At 62.7% G+C, this 23,760-nt stretch carries 22 protein-coding genes; 10 read left to right on the top strand and 12 right to left on the bottom strand.

Annotated elements, in window-relative coordinates:
* The first annotated feature begins 244 nt into the window (after nucleotides 1–244).
* Nucleotides 245–1,690 (top strand): wax ester/triacylglycerol synthase domain-containing protein, encoded by a 1,446-nt coding sequence (locus ACN50D_RS16390; RefSeq protein ID WP_007733729.1) that lies wholly within the window; start codon nucleotides 245–247, stop codon nucleotides 1,688–1,690.
* A 271-nt stretch (nucleotides 1,691–1,961) separates the two neighbouring features.
* Here the strand turns inward: ACN50D_RS16390 and ACN50D_RS16385 are convergent, their stop codons facing one another.
* Nucleotides 1,962–2,165, bottom strand: a complete 204-nt coding sequence (locus ACN50D_RS16385) for a PspC domain-containing protein (protein ID WP_003941534.1) — start codon at nucleotides 2,163–2,165, stop codon at nucleotides 1,962–1,964.
* A gap of 145 nt (nucleotides 2,166–2,310) precedes the next feature.
* On the opposite strand from ACN50D_RS16385, the gene ppk2 reads away from it, so the two are divergent.
* Both ppk2 and ACN50D_RS16375 read left to right on the top strand, forming a co-directional pair.
* Nucleotides 2,311–3,225, top strand: a complete 915-nt coding sequence (gene ppk2 / locus ACN50D_RS16380) for a polyphosphate kinase 2 (protein WP_007733731.1) — start codon at nucleotides 2,311–2,313, stop codon at nucleotides 3,223–3,225.
* A 51-nt stretch (nucleotides 3,226–3,276) separates the two neighbouring features.
* Entirely contained in the window at nucleotides 3,277–4,110 is an 834-nt protein-coding gene (locus tag ACN50D_RS16375; RefSeq protein WP_042450422.1) for an alpha/beta fold hydrolase, read from the top strand.
* Between the two features lie 4 nt (nucleotides 4,111–4,114).
* On the opposite strand, the gene ACN50D_RS16370 is transcribed toward ACN50D_RS16375, so the two are convergent.
* From ACN50D_RS16370 to ACN50D_RS16360, 3 genes are all read right to left on the bottom strand, one after another.
* On the bottom strand, nucleotides 4,115–6,166 hold the full coding sequence (locus tag ACN50D_RS16370; RefSeq protein WP_047268841.1) for a prolyl oligopeptidase family serine peptidase: 2,052 nt from the start codon (nucleotides 6,164–6,166) through the stop codon (nucleotides 4,115–4,117).
* A gap of 84 nt (nucleotides 6,167–6,250) precedes the next feature.
* Entirely contained in the window at nucleotides 6,251–7,267 is a 1,017-nt protein-coding gene (locus ACN50D_RS16365) for an alpha/beta hydrolase (RefSeq protein ID WP_007733734.1), read from the bottom strand.
* 255 nt (nucleotides 7,268–7,522) lie between these two features.
* The gene (locus ACN50D_RS16360) at nucleotides 7,523–8,572 is read right to left on the bottom strand and encodes an alpha/beta hydrolase (RefSeq protein ID WP_007733735.1); all 1,050 of its coding nucleotides are present in this window, start codon (nucleotides 8,570–8,572) and stop codon (nucleotides 7,523–7,525) included.
* 233 nt (nucleotides 8,573–8,805) lie between these two features.
* On the opposite strand from ACN50D_RS16360, the gene ACN50D_RS16355 reads away from it, so the two are divergent.
* The 3 genes from ACN50D_RS16355 (at nucleotide 8,806) to ACN50D_RS16345 (ending at nucleotide 12,421) form a co-directional block, all read left to right on the top strand.
* Complete coding sequence (locus ACN50D_RS16355; protein ID WP_042450417.1) at nucleotides 8,806–9,792, top strand: dipeptidase; 987 nt, start codon at nucleotides 8,806–8,808, stop codon at nucleotides 9,790–9,792.
* Nucleotides 9,793–9,841: 49 nt separating this feature from the next.
* Entirely contained in the window at nucleotides 9,842–11,245 is a 1,404-nt protein-coding gene (gene lpdA / locus ACN50D_RS16350) for a dihydrolipoyl dehydrogenase (RefSeq protein WP_003941477.1), read from the top strand.
* Between the two features lie 183 nt (nucleotides 11,246–11,428).
* Nucleotides 11,429–12,421, top strand: a complete 993-nt coding sequence (locus tag ACN50D_RS16345; protein WP_019744462.1) for an iron-siderophore ABC transporter substrate-binding protein — start codon at nucleotides 11,429–11,431, stop codon at nucleotides 12,419–12,421.
* Here the strand turns inward: ACN50D_RS16345 and ACN50D_RS16340 are convergent.
* Nucleotides 12,397–12,846 carry a winged helix-turn-helix transcriptional regulator gene (locus ACN50D_RS16340; protein ID WP_007735410.1) on the bottom strand — a complete coding sequence of 150 codons (450 nt, stop codon included), beginning with the start codon at nucleotides 12,844–12,846 and terminating at the stop codon, nucleotides 12,397–12,399. The genes ACN50D_RS16345 and ACN50D_RS16340 overlap by 25 nt on opposite strands.
* A gap of 118 nt (nucleotides 12,847–12,964) precedes the next feature.
* Here ACN50D_RS16340 and ACN50D_RS16335 point away from each other — a divergent pair, with 118 nt between their 5' ends.
* Nucleotides 12,965–13,816 carry an SDR family oxidoreductase gene (locus tag ACN50D_RS16335; RefSeq protein ID WP_212633918.1) on the top strand — a complete coding sequence of 284 codons (852 nt, stop codon included), beginning with the start codon at nucleotides 12,965–12,967 and terminating at the stop codon, nucleotides 13,814–13,816.
* 52 nt (nucleotides 13,817–13,868) lie between these two features.
* Here the strand turns inward: ACN50D_RS16335 and ACN50D_RS16330 are convergent, their stop codons facing one another.
* Nucleotides 13,869–15,470 (bottom strand): MFS transporter, encoded by a 1,602-nt coding sequence (locus ACN50D_RS16330; RefSeq protein WP_047268858.1) that lies wholly within the window; start codon nucleotides 15,468–15,470, stop codon nucleotides 13,869–13,871.
* A gap of 68 nt (nucleotides 15,471–15,538) precedes the next feature.
* On the opposite strand from ACN50D_RS16330, the gene ACN50D_RS16325 reads away from it, so the two are divergent.
* Nucleotides 15,539–16,114: a TetR family transcriptional regulator gene (locus tag ACN50D_RS16325; RefSeq protein WP_003941498.1), complete on the top strand. Its 576-nt coding sequence runs from the start codon at nucleotides 15,539–15,541 to the stop codon at nucleotides 16,112–16,114.
* A 3-nt stretch (nucleotides 16,115–16,117) separates the two neighbouring features.
* Here ACN50D_RS16325 and atzF read toward each other — a convergent pair whose 3' ends face one another.
* From atzF to ACN50D_RS16295, 6 genes are all read right to left on the bottom strand, one after another.
* Nucleotides 16,118–17,827: an allophanate hydrolase gene (gene atzF / locus ACN50D_RS16320; protein WP_212633917.1), complete on the bottom strand. Its 1,710-nt coding sequence runs from the start codon at nucleotides 17,825–17,827 to the stop codon at nucleotides 16,118–16,120.
* Nucleotides 17,828–17,844: 17 nt separating this feature from the next.
* The gene (locus tag ACN50D_RS16315; RefSeq protein WP_019744458.1) at nucleotides 17,845–18,546 is read right to left on the bottom strand and encodes a GntR family transcriptional regulator; all 702 of its coding nucleotides are present in this window, start codon (nucleotides 18,544–18,546) and stop codon (nucleotides 17,845–17,847) included.
* 76 nt (nucleotides 18,547–18,622) lie between these two features.
* Nucleotides 18,623–19,156, bottom strand: a complete 534-nt coding sequence (locus ACN50D_RS16310) for a carboxymuconolactone decarboxylase family protein (protein WP_003941526.1) — start codon at nucleotides 19,154–19,156, stop codon at nucleotides 18,623–18,625.
* Nucleotides 19,153–19,959: an SDR family NAD(P)-dependent oxidoreductase gene (locus ACN50D_RS16305; RefSeq protein WP_125050464.1), complete on the bottom strand. Its 807-nt coding sequence runs from the start codon at nucleotides 19,957–19,959 to the stop codon at nucleotides 19,153–19,155. The genes ACN50D_RS16310 and ACN50D_RS16305 overlap by 4 nt, the downstream gene beginning before the upstream one ends.
* 96 nt (nucleotides 19,960–20,055) lie before the next feature.
* The gene (locus tag ACN50D_RS16300; RefSeq protein ID WP_212633916.1) at nucleotides 20,056–21,276 is read right to left on the bottom strand and encodes an MFS transporter; all 1,221 of its coding nucleotides are present in this window, start codon (nucleotides 21,274–21,276) and stop codon (nucleotides 20,056–20,058) included.
* 9 nt (nucleotides 21,277–21,285) lie between these two features.
* A complete protein-coding gene (locus ACN50D_RS16295; protein ID WP_076949133.1) occupies nucleotides 21,286–22,275 on the bottom strand; it encodes an LLM class flavin-dependent oxidoreductase in 990 nt (329 codons plus the stop codon).
* Between the two features lie 227 nt (nucleotides 22,276–22,502).
* Here ACN50D_RS16295 and ACN50D_RS16290 point away from each other — a divergent pair, with 227 nt between their 5' ends.
* Both ACN50D_RS16290 and ACN50D_RS16285 read left to right on the top strand, forming a co-directional pair.
* On the top strand, nucleotides 22,503–23,132 hold the full coding sequence (locus ACN50D_RS16290) for a SipW-dependent-type signal peptide-containing protein (protein ID WP_007735401.1): 630 nt from the start codon (nucleotides 22,503–22,505) through the stop codon (nucleotides 23,130–23,132).
* A 7-nt stretch (nucleotides 23,133–23,139) separates the two neighbouring features.
* Nucleotides 23,140–23,757: a hypothetical protein gene (locus tag ACN50D_RS16285; RefSeq protein ID WP_228232510.1), complete on the top strand. Its 618-nt coding sequence runs from the start codon at nucleotides 23,140–23,142 to the stop codon at nucleotides 23,755–23,757.
* Nucleotides 23,758–23,760: the final 3 nt, after the last annotated feature.

Here is a 23,760-nt window from a genome sequence, read left to right as displayed (position 1 = left end):
TCGGTGGGCCGGGCTTTTGCTCGTGCGGGGGAGGCAAGTTTCGATGACTTGGCAGCGGCAGCCGCGATGCAGATTGCGGATTCACCTAACCAAGAGGTTGCCTCCTGATCGATCGGAATCACAGGCACCTTTTCCGATTGCTGGATCCGGTGATACCCAACGATTCCGAGCAGAACCCAGAGGATCGGCATGTCAGCTCGCTACAATTCGGACATTCGTTCAGCGTCGGAATTGAGGGGCATGCATGATCTTTCGGAACTCGTTGCCAGCCGCGGTATCTCAGATGGGGCCGCGAGACGCGGAGTTCGTCTACAACGAGTCCGGCGGACATCTGAGCCACATGGTGTGCGCCTACTTCTTCGACACGACGGGCCATCCGCTCGCAGAGATGACGCACGACGACGCGGTTCGGTGGATCACCGAAAGATTCGGATACTGGCCACTGTTCACGAGTCGACTCCAGCGAGTTCCGCTGGATCTGGACTATCCCTATTGGGTCCCGGCCGATTTCGACGTCGGTGATCACGTGCACGTCCATCGTGCCCCGGTTGCCGGGTGGGCGCCGGTTCGTGAATTGCTCGGGCGCTCGCTCGGTGAGCCGATGGACTTGTCCCGGCCGCCCTGGGAGTTGCACGTCATGACCGGAGTGCACGGGATCGACGAGCTACCGGGCAATCTGACGCTGATCATGCTCAAGACCCACCACGGGGCCGGTGACGGTCTGGCGATCCGCGATCTGACCAACCTTCTGTTCTCCGGTCCGCCGAAGCCGGAGACGAAGCGTGCCGGTTCGGGGCTTTCGTCGCTGAATTTGATCGGGCGCACGGTCGTGGGTTTGCCCGGCCAGGCGATCCGTTTCGGCCGGGGTCTGTCCGTGACAAAGGTTGCGGCCGAGACGGTTCGGGAGGCGGAAGAGGCCGGAGAGCTGCCTACGTACTCGGCCGACCGCCTGCCGACCCGATTCAACGGCATGCTGGGCGGAGACATCACGATCGATTTCCTGACGCTGGACGGCGCAGACATCAAAGCGATCCGAGCGGCCGTTCCGGACGTGACGGTCAACGACATCTTCCTGACCGTCGTCGCCGGCGCTCTCGACGCATACCTGTCGGAGAAGGGCGAGAAATCAGGCAGTGGGTTGGCGGCGATGGTTCCCCGATCGATGCGGCAGATCGCCGAATGGGAATCGGCCAACCAACTGGCGCTGTTGACGGTCGATCTGCACACGGACGTCGAAGATCCGGTCGAGCGGCTGACACGAATCAGGGATTCGGCGCTGATGGCAAAGGGGCGGAGTTTGCACCCAGCCGTCCGTCGATACGGCACACGCATCGAAACGTCGCCCGCGGCTCTGCTCAGACTCACCGGTCTCTCGCGTCGGATCAACAAGCTTGACCCTTCGCACAAGGTCATTCAGAACACGACGATCAGCAATGTCCCGGTATCGGTCGACGGCAATGTCTTCGAAGGTGCGCCGGCGGTGGCAGTTCTCGGCGGGCAGGCGCCGGTCGACGGAGACATTCTGCGCCACTTCCTCATTGCTGCGCGTGGAGGTTCTCTGACGCTCAATGTCATTGTCTCGCGAGAGACGATGCCAGATATCGAGCACTACATCGAATTATTGCGGGTGGGGTTCACGGCGCTTCTGCAGGCAGTTTCCGACCAAAATCGTGAGTTGGTCGAACGATAATCTCTCGACACCTCAGCTTTACGCCGCCTGTCGTTCCCTGAGTTTTCTGATCGGCGTCATTTGCTCGTCCCAAGTGAACCACTGAACATCTTGGTTGGGCAGCGTCAGGGGCCTGGCCGTCAAGGGTCTCGAGGCCCTCGCTGCGCTCAGCGGTGGAGAGTTGAAGGCCGCCAAGTAGATTGTCGATTTCGGGGCCTGCTCGTGTTGGCGCGTAGGCCCCGAAATACCTTTTGTCGGCGCGTAATTCTCGCCATGTCAAGTGCCGGAATTCTCAACCTAACGGCATGAGCATCCAGGCGGCGAGATATACCAAAGCCGCGGTTCCACCCGTGCAAATAGCCGCGATAACGGCGAGTAGACGGACAAGATTTACGTCGGCGCCGAAGTAATCTGCAATTCCGCCGCACACTCCGGCGAACATTTTCTTGTCGTTGGAACGGGTGAAGGGGCGAGGTGTGTTGCTTTCGAATGTCATGCTTCAATTCTGAAGCGAGATCGCATCAGGCACCATCGGGGACGACCCCCATCTGCACCCTGATCTTTTGAGCCCGTCGTGTCATACCCCGGTAGTTCATCCCAGCTTCACCGAACGGTTGCTGCGGGAGACTACCTTGTCGGCGGTGACCGATTTAGCAGAACGCCGACCGTTCCTCAGCGCCTTCGCGGATCTCTCGACCGCCGTCGATCTGGCCGACACCGCCGCCTTCACCGTCGACGACAATGACGACGACGATCCGGTGCTGCTGACGTCGCCGGACGGTTTCGAGGTCGACACCTGGCGGGAGGGCTACCCGTACGACGCACGGATGCCTCGGGACGAGTACGAAATGTCCAAGCGTCTGCTGCAGATCGAACTCCTCAAGCTGCAGAACTGGTCGAAAGAAACCGGCGCACGGCACGCCATCGTGTTCGAAGGACGCGACGCTGCCGGTAAGGGCGGAACGATCAAACGATTCATGGAGCACCTCAATCCTCGTGGCGCTCGCGTCGTCGCGCTGGAGAAGCCGTCGGCTCGCGAGTCGACGCAGTGGTACTTCCAGCGCTACGTGCAGCACCTTCCCGCCGCCGGGGAACTGGTGATGTTCGATCGATCTTGGTACAACCGGGCCGGGGTCGAGCGGGTCATGGGTTTCTGCACCGACGAGGAGCATGAGCGATTTCTGCGCCAGGTGCCGTTGTTCGAGCAGATGCTCGTCGACGACGGCATCAGCTTGATCAAGTTCTGGTTCTCGGTTTCACCGCTGGAGCAGCGCACGCGGTTCGCGATCAGACAGGTCGATCCCGTGCGGCAGTGGAAGCTTTCGCCGATGGACATCGCTTCTCTGGACAAGTGGGATGCGTACACGGCGGCGAAGGAAGAGATGATCCGGTTCACCGATACCGCCACCGCTCCGTGGACCGTCATCAAGAGCAACGACAAGAAACGCGCGCGGATAAACGCGATGCGTCACGTGCTCAGTCAGTTCGATTACGACAACAAGGATTACGAGATCGTGGGTACTCCGGATCCGCTGATCGTGGGCAGCCTCGAATAGTCGGCGCGTGTGCTCTGCCCATCCGCGGCGTGGGTGGTTAGTGTGAGTTGAATGGAGACCGTACCGATCCAACTCCCCGACGGCACCGTGACCCCGATCCGTCTGTTTCCCGGACCGAACGACGACGCACCCGTGGTGGTGATGTTGCCCGGGCTCGGAGTTCCCGCCGGGTTCTACGATCCGGTGGCGCAGGCCCTGGTCGAAGCCGGCTTCAACGCGGCCATCGGTGAACTGCGCGGCCAAGGTGACAGCAAACCGCGCCCGAGCGCGTCGAGTGCTTTCGGATATCAGGAACTGGTCTCGATCGATTGTCCGGCGACGTTCGAGGTAGTGCGCGAGCGGTTCCCGGCCAGCACACCATTTCTGATGGGGCACAGCATGGGCGGCCAGATCGGGGTGATGTACGCGTCGAGGATTCGGGGCCGGCTCGGCGGACTGATCCTGGTTGCCTCCGGATCGCCGTATCACCGCGGATTCCCCGGAATCCGTGCGCCCGGACTCTATCTGGGTTCGTCCGCGATGTCGGTGACAGCCAACATTGCCGGCTTCTGGCCGGGAGACCGGGTCAACGTCGGCGGCTTCGGTCGACAGTCGAAAGTACTGATCACCGATTGGGCCCGGTTCGCCAGGACCGGTCGCATGGAACCCGTCGGTGCGGATATCGACTACGAGGAGCGGATCGCTCGCCTGACCTTGCCGGTTCTGTCGATCACGATCGAAGGGGACGATCTCGCTCCACGCCGGTCGGCAAAGAACCTGGTGGACAAGCTCTCCGGGGCCCAAGTGACGATGACGCACATCGACGAACCACTCGGTCACAACGGTTGGATACGCAATCCCACCGCTGTGAGCGAGCGCGTCGTCGCGTGGTTGCGCGACCGCTGAAAGATCAGGCGAGTTTCTGCCAGAGGAACTCGTAGGTCAGCGCAGTCTTGAAGGCCAGCTGAGCATTGTCCGCGGCGCCGCCGTGGCCACCCTCGATGTTCTCGAAATACAGCACCGGCTTGCCCAGCTCTTCCAGCCGTGCGGCCATCTTGCGGGCATGCGCGGGGTGGACGCGGTCGTCGCGGGTGGACGTCGCGATCAGGATCGGTGGGTACGACGCGGCGGCGTCGATGTTCTGATACGGCGAGTACTCCGAGATGAATGCCCACTCCTCCGGGACATCGGGGTCACCGTATTCGGCCATCCACGAAGCGCCGGCCAGCAGGAGATGGAATCGGCGCATGTCCAGCAGCGGGACCTGACAGACGATGGCGCCGAAGAGCTCGGGGTACTTGGTCAGCATGATGCCCATCAGCAGGCCGCCGTTGCTACCGCCCTGAGCTGCCAGAAGATCCGGGGTCGTGATTCCGCGATCGACGAGGTCTCTCGCGACGGCAGCGAAGTCTTCGTGCACCTTGTGGCGCCCGGCCTTGAGAACCTGTGTGTGCCAACCGGGTCCGTACTCGCCGCCACCACGAATGTTCGCAACCACATAGGTTCCGCCCTGCGTCAGCCAGGCACGGCCCAGAGAACCGCTGTACGACGGTGTCAGCGAGATCTCGAATCCGCCGTACCCGTAGAGCAGGGTAGGGCCGGGCTCGCTACGCGGACTGCGCACCACGAAGTACGGAACTTGGGTGCCGTCGGCAGAGGTGGCGAAGAACTGCTCCGTGGTGATGCCCTCGGCGTCGAAGAACGAGGGAGCCTGCTTGAGGGCAGTGGGTTCGGTTTCGCCGATCACGCCGTGCAAAAGAGTTGCAGGGGAGGTGTATCCACTCGAATTGACGAAGTACTCGTTGCTGACATCAGGGTCGGTGTCGAGAATTTCGATACTGGTCAGTTCTGGAAGCCCTTCGAAAGGTCGATCCTCCCAGCCGTTTTCGCCCGGCGTCAGGATTCGCAGCGTCGTGCGCACGTCGGTCAGGACCACCAGAATCAGATGATCGCGTGTCCAGGTGTAGTGCTCGAGCGAGGAATGTGCGTCGGGTTCGAAGATCGATGTCAGTGCTCGTGAGCCGGCAAGGAAATCGTCGTAACGGATGGCAAGCAGTGCGCCGGTCGGATATTCGGTGTCCTCGACGGCCCACACGGACTTGGTGCGGATCAACAACCACTCGTGGTGAATCGAGATCCCGGCGTCCTCGGGGACGTCCACGAGCACCAGTTCACCGTCGGGGCGAACTTCGAAATGCTGAGAGTTGTAGAAATCGACCGAGCGAGTGACGAAGTCTCGTTCGAATCCGGGCGTCGGATCGTGCGAAGCCGAGATCGCCACGTCCGTGGCCTGGCCCTCGTAGACGGTCTCGGCGCTGGAGAGGGGAGTGCCGCGTTTCCACCGCTGGGCCAGACGGGGATATCCGGAATCGGTGAGCGACCCCGGTCCGATATCCGTTCCGACGTAGACGGTGTCGATGTCGATCCAGTCGATGTCGGTCTTGGCCTCGGGAAGGTAGAAGCCGGGATTCTCGCCCTCGGGAGCGAGGAACTCGCGCTTGTCGATGTCGAACTCGCGAACGACCGCCGCGTCTGCCCCACCGCGGGAGAGGCTGATCAATGCACGGTTGCGGTGTGGCCGTAGAAGTTGCGTGCCCTTCCAGACCCAGTTCTCGCCCTCGGCCTCGGCCAGGGCGTCGAGGTCGACGAGGACGTCCCATTCCGGGTCGTCGGTGACGTACTGATCGAACGTCGTGCGTCGCCACAATCCGCGAACGTGGGTGCTGTCGCGCCAGAAGTTGTAGAGGAACTCACCTCGACGGCGGACGTAGGGGATTCGCGCGTCGGTATCGAGGATCTCGCGCACGTCGCTCTGTAGTCGATCGAAGCGCTCGTTGTCGGTGAGCTGCTCCTCGGTCACGGCATTGTGCTGACGGACCCAATCGAGTGCAGACTCACCGGTCACGTCTTCGAGCCAGAGGTAGGGGTCGTCGCCGGTGGTGGGCTGCTGATCGGAAGTCATACGTCCATTCTTACTGCTCGCTCCCGACAGCACTCGACCCCGCTCCCGAAACACTGGAGCGGGGTCGAGTGAGAACGAATCGGGTCAGACGCCCAGGGAGTGAGCGAGCATCGGCCAGGAGTTGTGGAGATCGTCCTGCCAGTAGCCCCACGAGTGGGTGCCGGTCGGCTTGAAGTCGAAGGTGGCCGGGATCTTCAGGTCGCTCAGGCGGTAGGCGAGGTTGTGGGTGCAGTAGTTGACCGCTGCCTCGATGACGCCGCCGACGATTGCCTGGTTGGCGAGCGCACCGACCTGACCGTTGATCGCGGGATTGGCGAGAGTGTCGTGTGGGCCGGGGAGTCCCGAGCCGGTGGAGACGTAGAGTTCGGTGCCGCGGAGCTTCTCGGCGTTGAGGACCGGATCGTTGTCCTTCCATCCCTGACCGTCGAGCGGGCCCCACATGTTGGTGATGTCAGCTCCACCGCGGGTACCTGTGACAAGTTCGATCGCACTCTGACCGACGGGGGTGCTGGTCTCAGCGCATCCGCTGTACGCCCCGACGCCCTTGTAGAGGCCGGGAGCCGCGATGGCGAGGTTGAGGACCGAGGTCGCGGTCATGGAGATCGCGGAGATCGACTGGACCTTGTTGGTGTTGAACTCGGCGTCGATGACGGGCGGGAGTTCCTTGGTCAGGAACGTCTGCCACTTCTGGCGACCGAGAACCGGATCGTCGTTCACCCAGTCGGTGTAATAGCTGAACGCGCCTTCGAGTGGAGTGACGACGTTGACGTTCTTGTCCTGGAAGAAGTTCATGACGTCGGTCTTGCGTTGCCAGGTCGCCGAGTCTTCGCCGCCGCCTGCACCGTTGAGCAGGTAGAGCGTCGGGCGGGGTTCGCTGTTGTCTGCGGGGAGGATGACCTCGAGCGGGATGTTGCGATCCATCGCCGGGGAGAAGACCGAGATGGTGACCTTGCGGTCGCCGGTCTTGGTGTTGCTCACGACGTGCGATCCGGACGTGTCACCGCCCGCAGAAGCTGTCGCCGGACTGATCAGCATCGGCAGCACCGTGGCCACTGCGAGAGCTGCGATCACACTGCCACGCTTGAAAATTCGAGCACGCATACGTTCGGATCCTCCACCTGAATGTCTTCGGATCCGGAACGGATCGAAGTGCCTGTGAGCCCTTACTGGAACAGGTTCACTTTTTGTTATGTGTCAGTAAAGCAGAGCGGGCGCAGAAAGTGACGCGATTCGATTGCCTGACAATTGAATTGGCCCCGGAATTAACCCCCGAATTAACCCCCGAATCGGCCCAGACAAGCACTCGACCCCGCTCCCGGAAGTGCAGGGAGCGGGGTCGAGTCGGAACGATTTCGGTCAGATGCCCATCGAACGAGCGAGCATCGGCCAGGAGTTGTGGAGATCGTCTTCCCAGTAGCCCCACGAGTGGGTGCCGGTCGGCTTGAAGTCGAAGGTGGCCGGGATCTTGAGATCGTTGAGGCGGTAGGCGAGGTTGTGGGTGCAGTAGTTGACTGCTGCCTCGATGACGCCGCCGACGATCACCTGGTTGGCGAGTGTGCCGACCTGTCCGTTGATCGCCTCGTTGTTCAGGGTGTCGTGCGGGCCGGGGAGTCCGGAGCCGGTGGAGATGAAGAGCTCGGTGCCGCGGAGCTTCTCGGCGTTGACGACGGGGTCGTTGTCGATCCAGCCCTGGCCGTCGAGGGGGCCCCACATGTTGGTCACGTCAGCGTCGCCGCGCATGCCCACAACCAGTTCGATGGAGGACTGGCCGACCGGTGTGCTCGTCTCGGCGCATCCGCTGTATGCACCGACGCCCTTGTAGAGGCCCGGAGCTGCGATGGCGAGGTTGAGGACCGAGGTCGCGGTCATCGAGATCGCGGAGATCGACTGGACGCCGTTGGTGTTGAACTCGGCGTCGATGACGGGCGGGAGTTCCTGGGTCAGGAACGTCTGCCACTTCTGACGGCCGAGGGACGGGTCGTCGTTCACCCAGTCGGTGTAGTAGCTGAATGCACCTTCGAGCGGGGTGACGACGTTGACGTTCTTGTCAGCGAAGAACTCGTTGACGTCGGTCTGACGCTGCCACGTCGCCCGGTCTTCGCCGCCGCCTGCACCGTTGAGCAGGTAGAGGGTCGGGCGGGGTTCGCTGCCGTCTGCCGGGAGGATGACCTCGAGCGGAATATCGCGTTCCATGGAAGGGGAGTACACCTTGATGGTGGCGATGCGCCCGTTGTCCGTGCGGCTCGAGAGCTTGGAACCCGTTGTGTTTGCCTTGGCAACAGTTGCCGTGGTGGTCGACGGATCTCCGCCTGCGGACGACACTGCAGGGCTGATCAGCATCGGCAGCACGGATACTGCGGCTACAGCGGCGACCAGACGGCCACGCTTGAAAGTGCGAGCACGCATACGTTCAGAAACCTCCACCTAAAATTCCTTCGAATCCGCCCAGGAGTGAACGGTCCTTTGTTGCTGTTCCCGTACGGGAATTCATGCTGGGTACATGCTCTGTCGATAGGTACAGGGCGTGTGAGTCTTGTAAGTTCTACCGCATCGGTGCGTTATCCGCCAGTGAACCAGAGATTTGCTGAACGTACGACCAGTTTCAGGTGAATTTCCCTGATCATCGACGGGATTAGTGAGTGAACCGGACATATCCACTATGGGAACAACATTGTTGCCTACCTCTGCAGTCGAACGCGTCTGTCGAAGATCTTCTCCGATATCAGCGCCCAGCGGGGAGTTACGTTTCGGTGAACGTCGGTTACTCGCCGCAGACTCGCGCGGACTCGACGGCAATCGCCAAGAGTTTCGCGTGGCAGGCGCGGGTCGAGTTCCCGGAGATCACCCCTGTCTTCAGCGTCGACGGCGTCGTCGAGATTCAGGAGTCCGGCGGAATCGCCCTGGCCTTCGACCTGGAGGACTCGAATCCGCTGGAGGGAGACCTGGCCAACGTCTCGTACTTCTACGACCTCGGAGTCCGCTCGATGTTGCCGACGTATAACTACATGAACGCTGCCGGCTGCGGCTGCTTGGACCTGGCGGACACGGGGTTGAGTGGATACGGCCGTGACCTGGTTGCCGAGATGAATCGCGTCGGAATGACGGTCGACGGCTCACATTGTTCGGTACAGACGGGGTTGGACATCTCAGCTATCACCCAGCGAGCAATGATCTACAGCCACTCGAACCTCCGAAGGTTGTGGGAGCATCCGCGCAACATCACCGACGATCAGGCCAGAGCGTGTGCGGAGACCGGCGGCGTCATCGGGGTCAACGGCGTGGGCATATTCCTCGGCGTCAACGGACCGGATGACGACCAGGCTCGGCTGTCCGCGATGGCCGACCACATCGAAGAGGCTGTGGGACTCGTCGGCATCGATCATGTCGGGATCGGCTCCGACTTCTCCTTCGACGCCGACGACTTCCGCGAAGAGATCGAGCAGAACCCGTCGTCGTTCTCCGAGGCGTACACCGCGTGGGGGCCACTGCAGTGGACTCCTCCGGAGGACGTGCTGACACTTGATCAGGTATTGCGTGAGCGGGGCTTCGACGAGCCGTCGATCGAGGCCGTGTACGGCGGAAATTTCGCCCGAGTTGCCCGAGAAGTGTGGGCTACCGACGGGTAATACGACCATCTGGGGACAGCGAAACGATGCAGGACTACCCTGGTGAATCGTGACCTCACACTATGACGTCGTTGTCCTCGGAGCCGGCCCCGGTGGGTACGTCGCTGCTATCCGCGCGGCACAACTGGGCCTGAGCACCGCCATCATCGAGCAGAAGTACTGGGGCGGTGTATGCCTGAATGTCGGCTGCATTCCGTCCAAGGCGCTTCTCCGTAACGCCGAACTCGCGCACATCTTCACGAAAGAAGCGAAGACGTTCGGCATGTCCGGAGACGTGTCCTTCGATTTCGGCTCCGCTTTCGATCGCAGCCGCAAGGTCGCGGACGGGCGAGTCAAGGGCATTCACTTCTTGATGAAGAAGAACAAGATCCCGGAGTACGACGGCAAGGGCACGTTCGTCGACGCCAACACCATCAGCGTGGAGCTGAGCAAGGGTGGCACCGAGACGATCACGTTCGACAACGCGATCATCGCGACCGGTTCGTACACCAAGCTGCTGCCCGGCACCTCGCTGAGCGAGAACGTCGTGACCTACGAAGAGCAGATCCTCACCCGTGACCTTCCGGGTTCGATCCTCATCGTCGGTGCCGGCGCGATCGGCATGGAGTTCGGTTACGTCCTCAAGAACTACGGCGTCGACGTTACGATCGTCGAGTTCCTCGATCGGGCACTGCCCAACGAGGACGCCGACGTCTCGAAGGAAATCGCCAAGCAGTACAAGAAGCTGGGCGTCACCATCAAGACCGGTGCCGCTGTGCAGTCCATCAGCGACGACGGCAGCAAGGTCACCGTCTCGATCAAGGACAACAAGTCCGGCGAGATCGAGACCGTGGTCGTCGACAAGGTTCTGCAGTCCGTCGGCTTCGCACCGCGCGTGGAGGGCTTCGGTCTCGAGAACACCGGTGTCGCGTTGACCGATCGCGGCGCCATCGCGATCGACGACTACATGCGCACCAACGTCCCGCACATCTTCGCCATCGGTGACGTCACCGCCAAGCTGCAGCTCGCGCACGTCGCAGAAGCTCAGGCTGTCGTCGCTGCCGAGACCATCGGCGGCGCGGAGACGCAGACACTCGGTGACTACCGGATGATGCCGCGTGCGACGTTCTGCCAGCCGCAGGTCGCCTCGTTCGGTTTGACCGAGGAGCAGGCCAAGGCCGAGGGCTACGACGTCAAGGTCGCGAATTTCCCGTTCGCTGCCAACGGCAAGGCACACGGTCTCGGTGACCCGACCGGTTTCGTCAAGCTGATCGCCGACAAGAAGTACGGCGAACTGCTCGGCGGGCACCTCATCGGACCGGACGTTTCGGAACTGCTGCCCGAGCTGACCTTGGCCCAGAAGTGGGACCTCACGGTCAACGAGTTGGCACGCAACGTCCACACCCACCCCACACTCAGTGAGGCACTGCAGGAAGCGATCCACGGCCTCGCCGGCCACATGATCAACTTCTGACGGCAGGGCCTTCGGCCCCGTGCGCCTTTTCGGTAGTTCGCACTACCGGAAAGGCACACGGGGTTTTTCGTCTTTTGTGTCGAGTTGTGTTGCGAAACCGCCATCTGAGGCCTTCGAGTCGGGGTGTAGGCGCGCAACGCATTAGCGTCCCGAGTCGACCATTCGGCTTTCGAAGGACCACTCATGAAAACTCGTTCCGTACTGCTCGCGGCTTGCGTCGCGCTGACGCTCTCCGCCTGTGGAACCTCAGGTGACTCCGGATCGGACACCGAAGCTTCGGGTGCCGCCGAGGCGGGGGCGTTCCCCGTGACCGTCGACCACGCCTACGGTTCGACGACGATCGACGCGGAGCCTATGCGCATCGTGACCATCGGATGGAGTGGCCAGGATGCGGTGATCGCACTGAACAAGGTTCCGGTCGCCATGGAGAGCTTCTCCGGCGACGGCATCGAGAACAACATCCTGCCCTGGGACGCTTCGCGTCTGAACGGTGCCAAGCCCGTTCTCATGACGACCAATCCCGATATCCCGTTCGAGCAGATCCTCGGGCTCGATCCCGACGTGATCCTCGCCGTGTACTCCGGCATCGACGAGGGCGAGTACAAGCGCCTCAGTGACATCGCGCCGACCGTCGCGTTCCCCGACCAGCCGTGGGATACGGCGTGGGACAAGCAGATGAGCATGATCGGTGCAGCGCTCGGACAGCCGGAGCAGGCTCAGACGCTGATCGACGAGACCGGGGCGTACTTCGAGAAGCAAGCCGCTGATCACCCACAGTTCCAGGGCAAAACCGCAACGTATGCAATGCGCACCGACGAGGGCCTGATCGTCTTCTGCGGCACCGACCCGCGGATCCGTCTTCTCGGCCAGCTCGGGGTGAAGACCTCGCCCGGTGTCGACGCAGTGTGCACTTCCGGCGACAGTTCGGTGTCCGTGGGCATGGAATCCATCGACACACTCGACGCCGACGTCTTCATTCTCGTCGACGCCGACGGCACCAACCTGGACAAGCTCATGTCCTTCGGTCCGTTCGCGAACATGACCTCGGTGTCGAACGGCCGTCTGGTTCGTCTGGTCGGAATGGACTACGCGATGGCTACGTCCGCTCCGACGGTGCTGAGCGTTCCCTACGCATTCGACGAGTTCATCGCTCAGCTCTCGGACAAGTTGAGCTGATTCCGGGCGTCGTACGACGCTTGTGACGCAACGATTTTCGGCACCTGCGATTCGAGTAGTTCGATCAGGGCCGTGATCTTTGCGGCGACGTCGGCGCCGAGTTCGGTCAGGCTGTATTCAACTTTGGGCGGGATGGTTTCGAGTACCTCACGGTGCACGAGGCCATCCCGCTCGAGTGTTTGCAGGGTCTGCGAGAGCATGCGCTCGCTGACTCCGTCGACGCGTCGGCGCAGGGCACTGAACCGGTACGGGCCCTCGTTCAATGCCGCCAGCGCGAGTGCGCCCCAGCGTCCGGTTGCATTCTGCAATGCCGCCCGAGAGTTGCACCCGCGAGCGAAGACGTCAGCCTCGAGTGTTGGGTCCACGACGTCGGCATTCGGATCAGGGGTCTGGGCAGCACGTGAAGGTGAGTCGGTGCTGGTCATGAACCCAGGCTACTACTGCACGATCCCATAGCGCTAACTCGACATGTTGCACTTACGAAAAATAAGTGCATGATGGTTGCAGAACGCATTTACGCTTCAACCTGGATCGGGAGTTCGCATGAGCATTGCAGTCACCGGCGCAACCGGAAACCTCGGACAACTGGTAGTCGAGTCGTTGATCGAGCGGGGAACCGCCGCGTCCGACATCGTCGCAGTGGTCCGCAATCCACAGAAGGCGGAAAGCCTCGCCGCCCGCGGAGTAGTTGTACGCCAAGCGGACTACGCCGATGCCTCGGCGTTGGAAACCGCATTGGCGGGCGTCGACAAGCTGGTGCTGATCTCGGGAAGTGAAGTGGGGTCACGGCTCGCGCAACACACCAACATCATCGACGCGGCGAAGGCTGCCGGCGTCGGATTCATCGCCTACACGAGCATATTGAATGCTCAGGACACGCCGATGAAGCTTGCTGCCGAGCACAAGGCGACCGAGGACGTGCTCACTCGGAGCGGTATTCCGTTCGCGCTGTTGCGAAACGGTTGGTACTGGGAGAACTTCACCAACGACCTGGCCGGTGTGATCGAACGCGGCGCACTGGTCGGTGCGGGAGCGGAAGGCAAGATCGCGGCTGCGGCGCGTGCGGATTACGCCGACGCCGCAGCAGTAGTCGCGACCACCGATGGCCACGAAGGCGCAGTGTACGAGTTGGGCGGTGACGAGAGGCTCACCTACGCCGAATTGGCCGCAAAGATAAGCGAATTCGCCGGCAAGCCCGTCGCGTACCAGTTTGTGGACGCGGAGGCATACGAAGGCATTCTCGAGAGCGTCGGACTGCCTGCACCGGTTGCGCAGATCCTCGCCGATTCCGATGCTGCAATTGCCAAGGGGGCGTTGGACACCGAGTCTGGTGACCTGCAGAAGTTGATCGGCCGCAGCAGCACTCCGGTGACTGAGGTGTTGAAGAAGGCCTGACCTGGTGTGCGCCTTTATTAACCGCGGGCGGTTAATAAAGGCGCACAGGGGGCTACCCCATGTGGACTGCACCCTCGGCGGGCAGATCACCCTTCTTGGCGCGGACCAGAACCAGCACTACCGGTGCGATGATCGCCAACAGGATTGCCGCCCAACCGAATGCGGCCGAGTATCCGGATACCTCGGCGCCGAAGAAGTAGTCCGTCATCGAGGCGACGAAGTCCTGCACCGGCTGGGGGAGTAGCGCCAACTGATCGCCGGTCGGGATGGTCGCGTTCGACATGTCGACAGGAATGCCTTCCGGCGGGATCGGCGCCGCGTTGTTGACGGTGAAGGCCGACTTTGCCGAAGCGTAGATCGTGGTGAACAGTGCGGTTCCGAGTGCGCCGCCGATCTGCAGGGTGGCGTTGACCAGGGCACTGGCAGCGCCGGCGTCGTGGTCGGGGACACCGATCAGTGCGAGGTTCTGCATCGGCACCATCAGCAGACCGAGTCCGAAGCCGAAGATGGCGAGGCCGGGGAACACGTGCGTCCAGTAGGAGCTGTGTACCTCGATCTGGGTCAGCATGAGCAGTCCTACTGCTGCCACCAGCGGGCCGGCGACCATGAGCGGCTTGGGGCCGATCTTGGTGGACAACTGCGCTGCGATGGTCGACGCCAAGACGATGAAGAACGCCATCGGCAGCGATCCGACGCCGGCCATGACCGGGCTGAATCCGAGCACGATCTGCAGGTAGAACGTCAGGTACAACGTGCCGCCGAGCAGGGCGGCGCCCACCAGCATGGAGCCGATCAGAGCAGCGCCGCGATCGCGATGCCACGGAACGCTCAGCGGTAGAAGCGGATTCTTGCTGCGGCTCTCGACGACCACGAAGATCGCGAGGAAGACCAGACCCAGTGCGATGAACAGCAAAGTGTCCGCCTGACCCCAGCCGTGCTCGGCGCGTGTGAATCCGTAGACCAGTGAGCCGAGCCCCAGGGCGATTAGGACAGCGCCGGGAAGGTCGTAGCTCGTGTCGCCGTGCGCTTTGGTTTCCTTGACGATCGGGACGGCCGCAGCGATGGCGATCAGCGCGATCGGGATGTTGACGAGCAGGCACCAGCGCCAGTCGACGTACTGCGTCAGCACTCCACCGAGGAGAAGGCCGATAGCAGCGCCACCGCCGGAGATCGCGCCGTAGACGGCAAAAGCCTTGGCGCGCTCCTTCTCTCCGATGAAGGTGGTGGTGAGCATCGACAGCGCGGCGGGCGCGAGCAGTGCTGCGAAGACGCCCTGGCCGGCGCGGGCGATGAACAGTTCGATACCGCTCTGCGCGATGCCGCCGATGCCGGAGGCAACCGCGAAGCCCGCCATGCCGACGATGAAGGAGCGCTTGCGGCCCCAGTAGTCGGCGATACGTCCGCCGAGGAGCAGCAGCGCACCGAACGCCAAGGCGTACGACGTGACCACCCACGCGCGGTCAAGGTCGCTGATGCCCAGTTCCTCCTGGGCTGCCGGTAGGGCGATGGAGACGATGGTGCCGTCGAGCACCACCATGAGTTGAGCGAACGCGACGATGCAGAGCACCAGCCAGCGACGTTGATGATTCGGATTCTCGGAGACAGCCGGGATCGGTGGCAGAGTGCCGCCGTCGACGTGGGACGTGGTGGTCATTGGAAAAAGGTATTCCAGCCTTCTCGGGTGAGTCAAACGAAATAGTTCGTTCGGTTACCATCATCACTATGGCTCCCACTGACGTGACCGCGACGAAACAGCGAATCCTCGACGCTGCGCAAGAAGAATTCGGCACCTACGGGCTTGCCGGTGCGCGCATCGATCGGATTGCGAAGAACGGAAACGCCAGTAAGGAGCGCCTCTACGCCTATTTCGGTGACAAGGTCGCGTTGTTCCACGCGGTGCTCGACGTCGACTTCGAGCAGGCGATGGAATCCGTCGAGTTCACCGGTGAAGACATGCCCGCGCATGCCGTCGAACTGTTCGACGCAATGCTCGGCAAACCACAGATTCAACGGATGATGATCTGGGGTCAATTGCAGGGTGAGGCACCACGGATGAAGAAGCTGGCCGAGGAACATTCCAGCTGGGTTCCGCGAATGGCCACGATTCGCAAGGCTCAAGAAGACGGCCTCATCTCGAAGCACTGGGACCCCCAGGACCTGATCACGATGCTGTTCGGCCTCGTGTTCGGCTGGGTGGTGGCCCCCGGTGTGGCCGACAACCAGAACGTCGACGCCGACGAGATCGCGCGCCGCCGTGAAGTGGTGCGCGAGGCCGTCACTCGAATCTGCAAGCCGTGACTGTCAGCGAGAGAGGTACGCGGCCCAACCGCCGTAGTCGGTGATGTCAGCTGCGCCGTTTACGGCGTCATGAGTGCAGCTGAAACCGACTGTCGTTCTGCCGTCGGATAACTCGACGCTCGTGAGCGCCATCGGTGCAGGCAAGGCGGCGAGGAATGTTCCCAGCCCGGCCGGTGAGATTCGGAAGATCTCGCCGACGACCGGTGCGCCGAGTCCAGGGCCACGGCGTACCAGGCCGGGCTTCGGTGGCGTCGTGTCGAGAGCGAAGAGCCGGTAGGCATCCGAGGTCGTGACGGTTTCGACGTACCGCGCGCCGAGGTCGACCAACTGTGTGTTGAGGGGTTGCCCGCGCAGGTGAGCGCCGAATACTGCGAGGTCGATTCCGGTATCGACGAGGGTAGGTGAAGGCACGCCGCCGAGTCGCGCAGCGAGGTCGATGGCGCTCTGGTCGTCGAAAGCGGGTACGACGAACATGACGCCGAACGGGTGATCTTCGGCAGTGCGGTGTCCGGGCGCCGCGACGGCCGCCATGTCGAGCAGGTTGCAGAAGTTGGTGAAAGTTCCCATCCGGCGGTTGATTCCGAACGGATCCTCGGTCACGGCGGCAATCGTCGGGTGTTCGGTGGTGGTGGGAAGCAGTAGGGCGTCGAACCCGGCGAGGAGTTCCCGGGCGGCAGCCTTGGCGCGGGTGAGAGCATCGAGATCGTCGACTAGCTGGTATCCGGTGGGGTGCTTCGCACCGAGCACGATGTCGGACACCGCGGGATCTGCTCCGGCAGGACGAGTTTCGAGGAACTCGCCGGCAGCGGCGTACCGCTGCGCCACTACGGCGCCGTCGTAGAGCAATCGGGCCGCGTCGAGCAGCCCGGAGATGTCGACGGTCTCGGTCTCGGCGCCGCCGGCTACCAGAGCTGTCACAGTGTCCTGAAATGCTGCTGCATACGACGGGCTCAGTTGAGCGAGATCCTCGATTCGGGGGACGGCGACGCGGGGATTCGGCGCCGCCGCGAGACGAACGTCGGAAGGCCAGACGCGGCTGCGGGGATCCCGAGGTTCGTGGCCGATCATGATTGCCGCTGCCGCGGTTGCCGATTCGAGGTCGTCGGCAAATACCGTCAGAGCGTCGTAGTCCACGCAGGCGGGCACTACTCCGTGGGCTGGGATGACGCCGAGCGAGAGCTTGAGTCCGTAGATCCCGTGGAACGCTGCCGGCACCCGGCCGGAACCGGCGGTGTCGGTGCCGATTCCGATGTCTGCAATTCCCAGCGCGACAGCGACGGCGGATCCGGAGCTACTACCGCCCGAGATCAACTCTTCGTCCCAGGCGCAGCGAACGGCTCCGTACGGACTGCGCGTTCCGACCAGTCCGGTGGCGAACTGGTCCAGATTGGTCTTCCCCAGAACAACAGCCCCGTGCTCGATCAACCGCGCAACGGCACTGGCGGTTTCGTCCGGCGAATACGCGAATTCGGGGCACGCCGCTGTGGTCGGCAGACCGGCGACGTCGACGTTGTCCTTGACGGCGACCAGACGCCCAGCCAGAGGAAGATGCTCGCCCGTGGCGATTCTGGCTTCGACCGAAGCGGCATCGGCAAGCACATCTTCCTTGCGGCGCAACGTGATCCAGACTTCGGGGCGATCTACTTCCTCGATCCGCTGGAATGCCTGCTCGACCCGGGCTGTCGGGGTGAAAACTTCTGCTGCGATGGTCATGGTGTGTACTGCTCCGATCAGTCCGTGATGTTGGCGAGTGAGAGCGCGGTGATCGCGCGGGTCACCCGGTCGAGGACGACGTCGAGAGACTCGCCGATGTGCTGGTGCAAAAGCGTGCGGGCCTCGGGCAGATTGCCGGCACGTAGTTCTTCGAGGATTCGAATGTGCTCCGCGATCGAGGTGTCGATGCGGCCGTTGACCATGAAGTCGTACATCCGAACGTGCCGGATACGGGAATTCACCGACAGCAGCGACGCGACCAGTTCATTGTTTCCCGACGCCCTCAGTACGGCGACGTGGAATTCCTCGTCCAGTTCGACGAACCCCGGTTCCTGAGCGGGCGGATCGAGAGCCAGGGCACGCCACCGCACCAATTCGTCGTCGAGGATTGTTCGGTCGTGCCGGATCGTCGGATCTGCGATCGCCCGGGTAATTCCTTGTAGTTCCAGAGTGATTCGGAGTTCATACAGATCTCGGATCCGCGGGATACTCGGGCGCACGGCGGAGAACCCGTACTCTTCCCGGCGCAGGAGTCCATCGGCGCACAGCATCGTCAACGCTTCCCGTACTGGTGTGCGAGAAATGCCGAAACGCGTGGAGAGTTTCGGTTCCGTCAGGCGCTGATCGAACCCGATAGTCCCGTTGACCAGTTCGGTGCGTAGTTCCCGGTAGACCACCTCACGCAGTGGCTCCGGCGCCGTATTCATCCCTGTCGACATACCTGTATACGCTATTGATCAGGTGTTTCGTCCAGATGTCTTCGGGTTAGAGCTGAGTTACGGCCGCCGCGGAACTTCAGGAGAAGTCGCGCTGAACCCGCAAGGTTCCGATCGTGGTGGCCAGGCCGTCGTACTGAGTGACCAACAAGGTGAATTCGATCAACCGACGATCGTCGAGATGCTGCGAGAGCGTTCCCCACGTGTCGTCGGTGACGTCCTTGGTGGTGACCAACTCGTCGACCGCAGTCAAGATCGCACGGTGACGCGGACTCAACTCGGAAGCGCCAGGGCCCTCGATGATTCGGGCCAGTTCTTCTGCGTCGATTCCGGCTTTGCGGCCGAGCCTGATGTGGTGATCCATCTCGTAACCGCAGTCCCGCAGGTGCGCGACCCGCAGGATGATCAGTTCGGTGTCGTGGCGAGAGATCTTGCCGCCGGGCATGAGTGAGCCGGAGTAGTGCAGCCAACCGCGGAAGAGTCCACCCGTGCGCCCCAAGGTGCTGAACAGATGCGCATCGGGTGCTCCGGCAGCCTTCGACAGGACACGCCAGATTCCCCAGTTGATCGGACCGAGGTCCTTGAATCGGCCGGGCGGGATGCGGGGGTTCATGCGACTCCACGGATGTGAGAGGGACGGAGGTCGATAGCTCGTTGCGCGATGTGGCGAACCGCGGCGCTGCGGCGGGGCGCGTGTACGCGTGACTTCCGGCCGACGATACCGCGCTCGAACGCGTCGACGGCGTCAGCGACGGTCGTGGTGCCGGCGCTGGCGAGGGTTCCGCGAGCGCCGTCGAAAGAGAGTGCGGTGGTATCGGTGTCGATGTCGCCGATGTACGCGACGCCCACCTTGGTGCCGAGGTGTTTCATTTCCAAGCGCAACGCGTCACCCAACGCGTCGACGCCGGCGCGCGAAGCACCGAACGGTCCGCGAAACGGATGCTTGGCGGCGCCGTGGGCCGAGGCGACCACCAGGGCGTAACCGTTTTCGTGACTGATGTGCGGACCTGCTGCGCGCAGGGTGTAGTACGTGCCCATGAGGTTGACTTCGACGGCGCGGCGCATGTCCGCAGGGTCGCCGCCGAGGATCGACGAGTTCGCCTCGACCCCGGCATTGGCGACGACGACGTCGATGCCTCCCAGCTTCTCAGCGATGTAGTCGACGCCGCGAGATACCTGCTCGAGGTCGGCGACGTCGCACAACTGCCACGGCGCGCGGCCGCAGGAAGTGGCGACTTGTTCGAGAAGTTCAGGCTCGAGGCCGAGCAGTCCCACGGACGCACCACGGTCGTACAGGCGTCTGGCCAGCGAAGAACCGATATTGCGGGCAGCGCCGGTGATCAGGATGCGCCGACCCGTCAGGTCGTCCGCACTACTCTTGGCCGATTCGGCCTTGCCCGCCTCGCTCTTGCCCATTGCTGTGTCCCTACGCAGTGACCTTCTGGTCCTCCGACGCTAACACCGCCGGGTAGCTGCGACTGCAAGTACCGCCAACTCCGTCCGAACGGGTGTTCAGACCGATGCGGCTTCGAGACGCGGATGTGACGAGGAAGCCTGGGTCGACCGCAATCGACGGAATCGGACCACGGCAACGACGGCGGCAACAGCGGCGAGGATCACCAACGGCAGTGACGGACCCATCGTGGGTTCGATGACAACAAGTAGCACCGGCAGTCCGAATCCGAGATAGGTGCCGACGTAGAAGATCCCGGTCAGGGCGCCCCGCGAGGCCGGGGGAGCCAGCGACTCGAGGTCGAGCAGTCCCTCACGCAGACACAGTCCGTAGGCCGTACCGAGGACGAGCGCGCAGACGATGAACAACCCGAGCGCGGGGTGCGCGCCGCCGACTGCGACCAGGCAGTATCCGAGCGCCGCCAGTGCGGCGCCGACCGTGCCGGCCTGAGGACCCCAATTGCGATGGCGCGCAGCGGTTTGAACCAGGATTCCAGCACCCAGAGTCAGCGCCGCCGCGAAACCCGGAAGGAGAGGACCTGAGTAGCGGTCCCCGAGCCTGGCCGTCATGGTCACGAAAGAGACTGTTGCGCTGGCGAACACCCACGGCGCCAACGGAAGTGCCCAGAGCAGCGCATTTGCGACGGAGCGCTCCGCGCCGTCTGGCGCATTTGCGACGGAGCGCTCCGCGCCGTCTGGGACGGGTGTGATGGTCGCGGCTTCTACGGGAACAGGTGTACGACTCCACACAGCTGCCGCGGTAACCGAACCCACCGACAAGACGGCCGAGACGACAAAGGGCGTAGCGAGTGGGAAGGCGGCAAATTGTGCCAACAGACCCGAAAACAGTGGTCCCAGTGCAAAACCCGAGGTGAGTACTACGCCCGCCATCACGGTTCCGGACTTGCCGCGAAGGTCAGCCGCCCACGCGGTGCCGGCGCCGATTGCCAGACCGGCACCGATACCGACAACGAGGCGCCCGACCATGAGCCCGGGCGCGTCGTGCCAGAGAAGAAGAATCAAGGTTCCGAGCGAGGCTATGAGCGCTCCGGGCAGGACGACTACAGCTCGGCCGACGCGATCCGACAGTGCTCCACCGGTCAACAGGCCGGGTAGGAGTCCGAGCGCGTAGATACCGAAAACACCGTCGAGCACGGTATGCGAAAGACCCTCGTCCATCCGGAGAACCGGGATGAGCGAAGCAAAGTGGTTGGCGGCCCAACCCGTCGAAAGTAGAACTGCCAGTACCGAGATGAACCCGCGACGGGATGGATCGCCCATACCGGCAGCTTAGGCGGGTACCAGATCGCTCACGTCGGCGAGGAGTTCGAACGTGCGTAACCAGGCCTCGCGGTTGGTACCGGTCGACACCGTGATCAGCTCGTCGGCCTGTGCATGCTCGGTGAACTCGTCGAGGTAGGCGCGGACCTCCGTGGGCGTGCCGATGGCGCTGTACTTGGTCATCTGCAGAACCTGCTGACCCGCGGGGGAGTCGAGCAGCATGTCCGCTTCGTCGTCCGTGAACTTGCGTCCGCGTCCGAGAAGAAGGCTGACGCGCGAACGCTTGGCCGCGAGGAAGTCCTGCTGAGCCTGCTCATGGGTGTCGGCGGCGATGACATTGACGCCCGCGATGACGTACGGCTCCGCCAACTGCTCCGACGGCTTGAACTCGCGTCGATAGATCGCGACGGCGTCGCGCAGGGCGTTGGGGGCGAAGTGCGAGGCAAATGCATACGGCAGGCCGAGCATCGCGGCAAGCTTGGCTCCGAACAGTGACGATCCGAGAATGTAGAGCGGAACGTGAGTGCCCTTACCGGGAACGGCATTGATTCCGGGGACGCGCGAAGTGTCGCCGAGGTAGCCCTGAAGCTCGAGTACGTCCTGCGGGAAGCTGTCCGAAGAACTCGGGTCGCGTCGCAAAGCCTGCATGGTCTTCTGATCACTACCGGGCGCGCGACCGAGACCGAGATCGATGCGACCCGGGTGCAGAGTCTCGAGGGTGCCGAACTGCTCGGCGATCGTCAGCGGCGCGTGGTTGGGCAGCATGATTCCACCGGCGCCGAGGCGGATTTTGCTGGTGTGCGCGGCGACGTGGCTGATCAGAACGCTGGTGGCCGAAGACGCGATGGAACCCATGTTGTGGTGCTCGGCATACCAGATTCGCTTGTAACCCCACTCCTCGGCACGCTGCGCCAAGGTCACGCTGGCGTCGAAGCTGTTTTTGGCGGTTTCGTTGTCGCCGATGTGGGCGAGATCGAGGATGGAAAGTGGGACGGCCATGAATGTGGTGCCTTTCTCAGCGAATAGAACGCAAACGTCGTTGGAAGGTGCAACCATCTGGCCGGCTTTCCTATTTCCGCCTGGTCAGCGCCCACGGATGGTGGCGAGGCGGACAAGGCGTGAAGTTCTTGTCTCGATTTCGGTCATTTCGGATATTTCGGATGAAATTGGGGGCTAGATTTCCCGAATCGGAGGTTCTTTCGCATTCCAAGTGAATCGAGACCAGCATGGCCACTGATCGGAAGGCTGTAAACAAGCGCAAAGTACGTGCATTACTTGCCGGAGGACTTGTCCTCGGTATCGGCGCCGCTGTCACCTTGGCGGCGTGGACAGACAACGTTTTCGGCGACGCGCAGTTCAAGACGGGAAGTTGGAATCTCCAGGGCAGCTTCGACGGACTGACGACCTGGGGTGAGTATCAAGTGGACGCTTCCGCCGGCCACTTCCAATTCAGCACGGGATTCGACGCACTCTCACCCGGAACGACGGTATACGCGCCGGTAGCGCTTCGGATCGGTCCCACGGCCAGCACTTCCGGCGCGACGGTACAACTACTCGGTGCAACGGGCGGTGATACCGACCTCAAACCCGCCCTGCGGTACTCGGTGTATCGAGGTGTCCCCTCCACGACCTGCACGGCAGCGGGAATTGGAGCAGGAACAGCATGGGTAGGCACGACAGCCAGTCCGGTGGCCTTGACGGCAGGTTCGGGTTCGGATGTCACCTTGCTAGGCACGGGCGTGCCGGTGGAACTGTGCTTCGCGGTCACGCTGCCTGCCGGAGTCGACCCTTCGATCGTGTCGGGCAAGAACACCGGGCGCTTGCTCTGGCAGTTCACCGGCCAGTCCACCCCCTGACGCCTGCGTGGTCACACGGCGAATGCGTCAGGTGTACGCACTGGCGGCCTCGGGACTCGTCCTGGGTATCGGTGCAACCACCGTGGCCGCCAGTTGGGTGGACAGCACGATGGGCGATGCATCGTTTCGCACCGGAACATTCGGAATCGAGTCGAACGTCGGCGGTGGATGGTCGTCGCATTCATCCAGTGCCCCTGGCGTTTTCACGTACACGCCCTCGGCGCTCCTGATTCGCCCCGGTGCGTTCTCGTACGGCCCGATATCTCTTCGAACAGTGCCGGTCTCGCCGGCAGCATCCGTCACTCTGCAGGCGGCCACGGTTGCCGGCGACTCCACTCTGGCGTCGGCGCTGCGGTATCGGGTGGTCAAGTCGACGACCTGTGATGCGTCAGCCTTCGCCACGGGAACACCACAATTCGTGGTGGGAAGTGCGACGGTGTTTCCGTCGCTCTCAACTGGTTCCGCAGTCGGGGCCATCGCGCTACCCACCGGTGGAGCGTCCCCGGGCGCCGCGGTGGCGCTGTGCTTCGAGATTTCGCTGCCCGCAACCTCGGCTAATTGGAGCAACTCGGCGCTGACCGGTAAAACGGCAACTCCCACTTGGCAGTTCAGTGCAACACCCTGAAGG

It is taken from the genome of Rhodococcus sp. SB1D (assembly GCF_048573875.1).
Classification (GTDB): Bacteria; Actinomycetota; Actinomycetes; order Mycobacteriales; family Mycobacteriaceae; genus Rhodococcus_F; species Rhodococcus_F qingshengii.
This window is presented reverse-complemented; position numbering and strand designations above follow the sequence as displayed.

Bases quoted from the DNA above. Each gene is read 5' to 3' on its own strand.
- ACN50D_RS16375 (WP_042450422.1), top strand. From the start codon at position 3,277: ATGGAGACCGTACCGATCCAACTCCCCGACGGCACCGTGACCCCGATC.
- ACN50D_RS16340 (WP_007735410.1), bottom strand. From the start codon at position 12,846: ATGACCAGCACCGACTCACCTTCACGTGCTGCCCAGACCCCTGATCCG.
- ACN50D_RS16360 (WP_007733735.1), bottom strand. From the start codon at position 8,572: ATGCGTGCTCGCACTTTCAAGCGTGGCCGTCTGGTCGCCGCTGTAGCC.
- ACN50D_RS16310 (WP_003941526.1), bottom strand. From the start codon at position 19,156: ATGAACCCCCGCATCCCGCCCGGCCGATTCAAGGACCTCGGTCCGATC.
- ACN50D_RS16385 (WP_003941534.1), bottom strand. From the start codon at position 2,165: ATGACATTCGAAAGCAACACACCTCGCCCCTTCACCCGTTCCAACGAC.
- ACN50D_RS16325 (WP_003941498.1), top strand. From the start codon at position 15,539: ATGGCTCCCACTGACGTGACCGCGACGAAACAGCGAATCCTCGACGCT.
- atzF (WP_212633917.1), bottom strand. From the start codon at position 17,827: ATGACCATCGCAGCAGAAGTTTTCACCCCGACAGCCCGGGTCGAGCAG.
- ACN50D_RS16370 (WP_047268841.1), bottom strand. From the start codon at position 6,166: ATGACTTCCGATCAGCAGCCCACCACCGGCGACGACCCCTACCTCTGG.
- ACN50D_RS16305 (WP_125050464.1), bottom strand. From the start codon at position 19,959: ATGGGCAAGAGCGAGGCGGGCAAGGCCGAATCGGCCAAGAGTAGTGCG.
- ACN50D_RS16365 (WP_007733734.1), bottom strand. From the start codon at position 7,267: ATGCGTGCTCGAATTTTCAAGCGTGGCAGTGTGATCGCAGCTCTCGCA.
- ACN50D_RS16315 (WP_019744458.1), bottom strand. From the start codon at position 18,546: ATGTCGACAGGGATGAATACGGCGCCGGAGCCACTGCGTGAGGTGGTC.
- ACN50D_RS16330 (WP_047268858.1), bottom strand. From the start codon at position 15,470: ATGACCACCACGTCCCACGTCGACGGCGGCACTCTGCCACCGATCCCG.
- ACN50D_RS16290 (WP_007735401.1), top strand. From the start codon at position 22,503: ATGGCCACTGATCGGAAGGCTGTAAACAAGCGCAAAGTACGTGCATTA.
- ACN50D_RS16295 (WP_076949133.1), bottom strand. From the start codon at position 22,275: ATGGCCGTCCCACTTTCCATCCTCGATCTCGCCCACATCGGCGACAAC.
- ACN50D_RS16345 (WP_019744462.1), top strand. From the start codon at position 11,429: ATGAAAACTCGTTCCGTACTGCTCGCGGCTTGCGTCGCGCTGACGCTC.
- ACN50D_RS16335 (WP_212633918.1), top strand. From the start codon at position 12,965: ATGAGCATTGCAGTCACCGGCGCAACCGGAAACCTCGGACAACTGGTA.
- ACN50D_RS16300 (WP_212633916.1), bottom strand. From the start codon at position 21,276: ATGGGCGATCCATCCCGTCGCGGGTTCATCTCGGTACTGGCAGTTCTA.
- ACN50D_RS16390 (WP_007733729.1), top strand. From the start codon at position 245: ATGATCTTTCGGAACTCGTTGCCAGCCGCGGTATCTCAGATGGGGCCG.